At 74.8% G+C, this 4,042-nt stretch carries 4 protein-coding genes; 1 reads left to right on the top strand and 3 read right to left on the bottom strand.

What is annotated here, in order from left to right; translation table 11 throughout:
- Together NH602_RS28900 and glmS are read right to left on the bottom strand one after the other, a co-directional pair.
- On the bottom strand, positions 1–269 hold a 269-nt coding region (locus tag NH602_RS28900), incomplete at its 3' end, for an NAD(P)H-hydrate epimerase (protein ID WP_305882479.1).
- An 87-nt stretch (positions 270–356) separates the two neighbouring features.
- A complete protein-coding gene (glmS, locus tag NH602_RS28905; RefSeq protein WP_253069460.1) occupies positions 357–2,216 on the bottom strand; it encodes a glutamine--fructose-6-phosphate transaminase (isomerizing) in 1,860 nt (619 codons plus the stop codon).
- Positions 2,217–2,334: 118 nt separating this feature from the next.
- Here glmS and NH602_RS28910 point away from each other — a divergent pair, with 118 nt between their 5' ends.
- Positions 2,335–3,228: a dienelactone hydrolase family protein gene (locus NH602_RS28910; RefSeq protein WP_253069461.1), complete on the top strand. Its 894-nt coding sequence runs from the start codon at positions 2,335–2,337 to the stop codon at positions 3,226–3,228.
- 269 nt (positions 3,229–3,497) lie between these two features.
- Here the strand turns inward: NH602_RS28910 and NH602_RS28915 are convergent, their stop codons facing one another.
- Positions 3,498–3,944 (bottom strand): hypothetical protein, encoded by a 447-nt coding sequence (locus NH602_RS28915; protein WP_253069462.1) that lies wholly within the window; start codon positions 3,942–3,944, stop codon positions 3,498–3,500.
- Positions 3,945–4,042: the final 98 nt, after the last annotated feature.

The raw sequence follows: 4,042 nt of genomic DNA on the forward strand, positions 1-4,042 counted from the left end.
GCCGGGTGCGCACGGGCCGGCGCCAGCAGCACCGCGGTGACGTGCGCGCCCCGGCGGCGCAGCTCGGCACCGGCCCACAGGGCGTCGCCGCCGTTGTCGCCCGCCCCGACGAGCAGCACCACCCGGCGGCCGTAGGTCGCGCCGAGGAACTCCCGCACGTGGTGCGCGAGCCCCGCCGCGGCCCGGCGCATCAGCACCCCGTCGCCGACGGTGCGCATCATGGCCGCCTCGGCCGCCCGTACCTGGTCCGCGGTGTGGAGCCCGTGCATGGCCGCGAGGCTAGCGCCGGGCGACCATGATCGACGGTTGTGGAGCGGGACGCCCGCGTCGCGGACGCTCCGCTCCACGACCGGTGATCACTCGACGGTGACCGACTTCGCCAGGTTGCGGGGCTTGTCGACGTCGTAGCCGCGGGCCCGGGCGATCTCGGCCGCGATGACCTGCAGCGGGATCGTCGCGACCAGCGGCTGCAGCAGCGTCGGCACCGCGGGCAGCTCGAAGAGGTGGTCGGCGAACGGGCGCACGGTCTCGTCGCCGGTCTCGGCGAGGACCACGGTCCGCGCCCCGCGCGCCTTGATCTCCTGGATGTTGGACAGCAGCTTGGAGTGCAGGACCGCGCGCCCCTTCGGCGACGGCATCACCACCACGACCGGCAGCCCGTCCTCGATCAGCGCGATCGGGCCGTGCTTGAGCTCGCCCGCCGCGAAGGCCTCGGCGTGCATGTAGGCGAGCTCCTTGAGCTTGAGCGCGCCCTCCAGTGCCACCGGGTAGCCGACGTGGCGGCCGAGGAACAGCACCGCCTTCGACGGCGCCAGCTCCTGCCCGAGCGCACGGGCCTCGCCGAGGGACTCCAGCACCTCGGCGACGGCCGCCGGGATCGCCTCCAACGCCTCGTACTCGCGGACGACCTCGTCGGGGTACTTGGTCCCGCGGGCCTGGGCCAGGGCCAGGCCGATAAGGTAGTTCGCCGCGACCTGGGCGGTGAACGTCTTGGTCGCGGCGACGCCGATCTCCGGGCCCGCGTGGGTGTAGATCACCGCGTCGGACTCGCGCGGGATCTGCGCTCCGTTGGTGTTGCAGATGGCCAGCACCCGGGCCTTCTGCTCCTTCGCGTGGCGCAGCGCCTCCAGGGTGTCGGCGGTCTCGCCGGACTGGGAGATCGCGACGACCAGCGTCGAGCGGTCCAGCACCGGGTCGCGGTAGCGGAACTCGCTGGCCAGCTCGATCTCGACCGGGATCCGGGTCCAGTGCTCGATCGCGTACTTCGCGAGCAGCCCGGAGTGGTAGGCGGTGCCGCAGGCGACGACGAAGACCTTGTCGACGTCGCGCAGGTCCTGGTCGGTCAGACGCTGCTCGTCGAGGACGATCCGGCCCTCGACGAGGTGCCCGCGCAGGGTGTCGGCGATCGCGGTCGGCTGTTCCTCGATCTCCTTGAGCATGAAGTAGTCGTGGCCGCCCTTCTCGGCGGCGGCGAGGTCCCAGGTCACCTCGAACGGGTTGACCCCGACCGGCTCCCCGTGGAGGTCGGTGACGTCGTAGCCCTCGCGGGTGATCGTCACGACCTGGTCCTGGCCGAGCTCGACGGCGTCGCGGGTGAACTCGATGAACGCCGCGACGTCGGAGGCCAGGAACGTCTCCCCCTCGCCGATGCCGAGCACCAGCGGCGAGTTGCGGCGGGCGGCGACGATCCGCTCCGGCTCGTCGGCGTGCGTCACGACCAGGGTGAACGCGCCCTCCAGCCGGCGGGCGACGGCGCGGACCGACGCGGGCAGATCGCCCTTCGTCGGGCCGTCGGCGTGGGCCAGCGCCACCAGGTGCGCGGCGGTCTCGGTGTCGGTGTCGGACTCCGCCCAGATGCCACGGGCCTCCAGCTCGGCGCGCAGCTCCAGGAAGTTCTCGATGATGCCGTTGTGGACGACCGCGACCCTGCCGTCGCTGCTGCGGTGCGGGTGGGCGTTGCGGTCGGTGGGCGGGCCGTGCGTGGCCCACCGCGTGTGCCCGATGCCCGAGGTCCCGGTGAACCGGTCGCGACCGATCTCCTCGAGGCGTGCCTCCAGGTTGGCCAGGGCTCCGGCCTTGCGCTCGACCAGCAGCTCACCGCCGTCCGGCAGCGCGACGCCGGCGGAGTCGTAACCGCGGTACTCCAGTCGTCGCAGGCCGCCGAGGACGACGTCGAGTGCGGACCGATGACCGACGTAACCGACGATGCCACACATACGGATGAGCGTATCGACGCCCGGTTGCCGATCTTCCGGCGACGGGGTCGGTCCGGCGCCACGCCGGACGTCCGTGCGAGTCGGGCACGCGGTGACCTGCACCGGTACGGTGCCGACCGTGGCCCGGACCAGCGTGACCCGACCCCCGTCGATGAAGGGGGCCAAGGACGCCCTCGGTGTGCTGTCGCGTCCGGGGCCGAACCCGGTGAAGCACGGCGACCTGGGCCTGATCGGTCTGCCCGGCATCGTCTACACCCCCGCGGAGGGCTACCAGCTGCCCGCCGTGGTGATCGGGCACGCGTGGCTGCAGCCCGCGCACCGCTACCACGAGCTGCTGCGCCACCTCGCGACCTGGGGTTTCGTCGCCGCCGCGCCGAACACCCAGCGCGGCCCGGTCCCGAGCGTCGCCCGGTTCGCCACGGACCTGAACACCGTCCTCGACGTGTGCGTCGGCGTCCGGCTCGGCGACGGCCACGTCAGCGTCGACGCCCGCAAGACCGCGCTGGTCGGGCACGGCACCGGGGGCGGCGCCGCCGTCCTCGCCGCGGCCCGGCGTGAGCGCCTCGGCGCGCTGGTGACCCTCGCCGCGTCGGAGGTGAAGCCGTCCGCGATCGAGGCGGCCGCCGCGGTGACCGTCCCGACGCTGCACCTCGCCGCCGCCGTCGACTCGCTGGCCCCCATGGAGGGACACGCGCAGCGGATCGCCGCCGCCCAGCACGAGGCCGGCACCGACGTGGCGCTCCGCGAGATCGAGAAGGCCGGGCACCTCGGGTTCTGCGAGGGCAGGCACTGGACGAGCTTCCTGCTGCAGAACCGCCCGCAGCACCGGACCCGGAAGATCACCCGGGCGCTGGTGACGGCGTTCCTCATGCAGGAGCTGCAGAACGAGAAGCGGGTGTCCTCGCTGACCTCGGGGAACGTCCCCGGGGCGCCGGTGGTGGACCTCACGCCGGAGCCCGACGGCGAGCAGGACCAGCAGCCGTCGTCGGGGCTGCTGGGCATCGGCGGCTGACCCCGCGGCGCGACCACCGCGCCGCGGCGATCCGTCGCCCGCGCCGTGATCCGCCGCCCGCACGGTGATCCGCCGCCCGCACGGTGATCCGCCGCCCGCACGGTGATCCGCCCGCGCCGTGATCCGCTGCCCGCGCGGTGATCCGCTCCTCGCGTGCGTCCGGACGCGCGCGGGCCGCGGATCAGCGCGCGGACCCGAGGGCCGATGGCGGCCGCAACCGGGAGCGAGGCGGTCCCGGTGTCCGGGGAGCCGGGCCGCGGTGGCCCGGCTCAGCGCTCGGGCGGGTCCGCGAACGACGGGGCCACGGGTCCGCGCCGGCCGGTGACGCGCGTACCGGTGAGGCCGGGAAGGCGCATGCCGGGAACGTCCGCGGGTACCGGGCCCGCGGCCTCGGGCTCCGTCGCACCCGACCGCGACGGGCGTCCGGGCATCGCCGGGTCGTGGTGTGCCGGAGGACCGTGCCGCGCCGTATCGGCGGGGGCTGTGTCCTCCGCCCGGGCCGCGTCCCGCGCGCCCTCGTCGGCCAGCCGGCGCAGCTCGCGCCCGACGAGGTCGAGCCGGGCCGTCACCGCGTGCCCGGCCGGGTCGTCCCACGCGTCGGCGACGGCGTCACGGATCCCGGCCAGCAGCCCGGCGGTGTCGTCGAGCCGGCCCACCAGCGCCCGCAGGGCCCTGCCCTGGTCCGCGACGCCGGCGTCCGTTCCGTCGATCAGCACGTCTCCGCCCCGCCGAGGGCGGAGAGGTGCTGATCGACACCCGGGACGGCCCGGAACACCGTGGCCGCGCCGGCGTCCACCGCCCGGGCCGAGGCCGC

This window comes from Pseudonocardia sp. McavD-2-B (assembly GCF_024124365.1).
Classification (GTDB): domain Bacteria; phylum Actinomycetota; class Actinomycetes; order Mycobacteriales; family Pseudonocardiaceae; genus Pseudonocardia; species Pseudonocardia alni.

What these genes read in the sequence shown, in the direction of transcription:
- glmS (WP_253069460.1), bottom strand. Translation starts at nt 2,216, where the DNA reads ATGTGTGGCATCGTCGGTTACGTCGGTCATCGGTCCGCACTCGACGTC.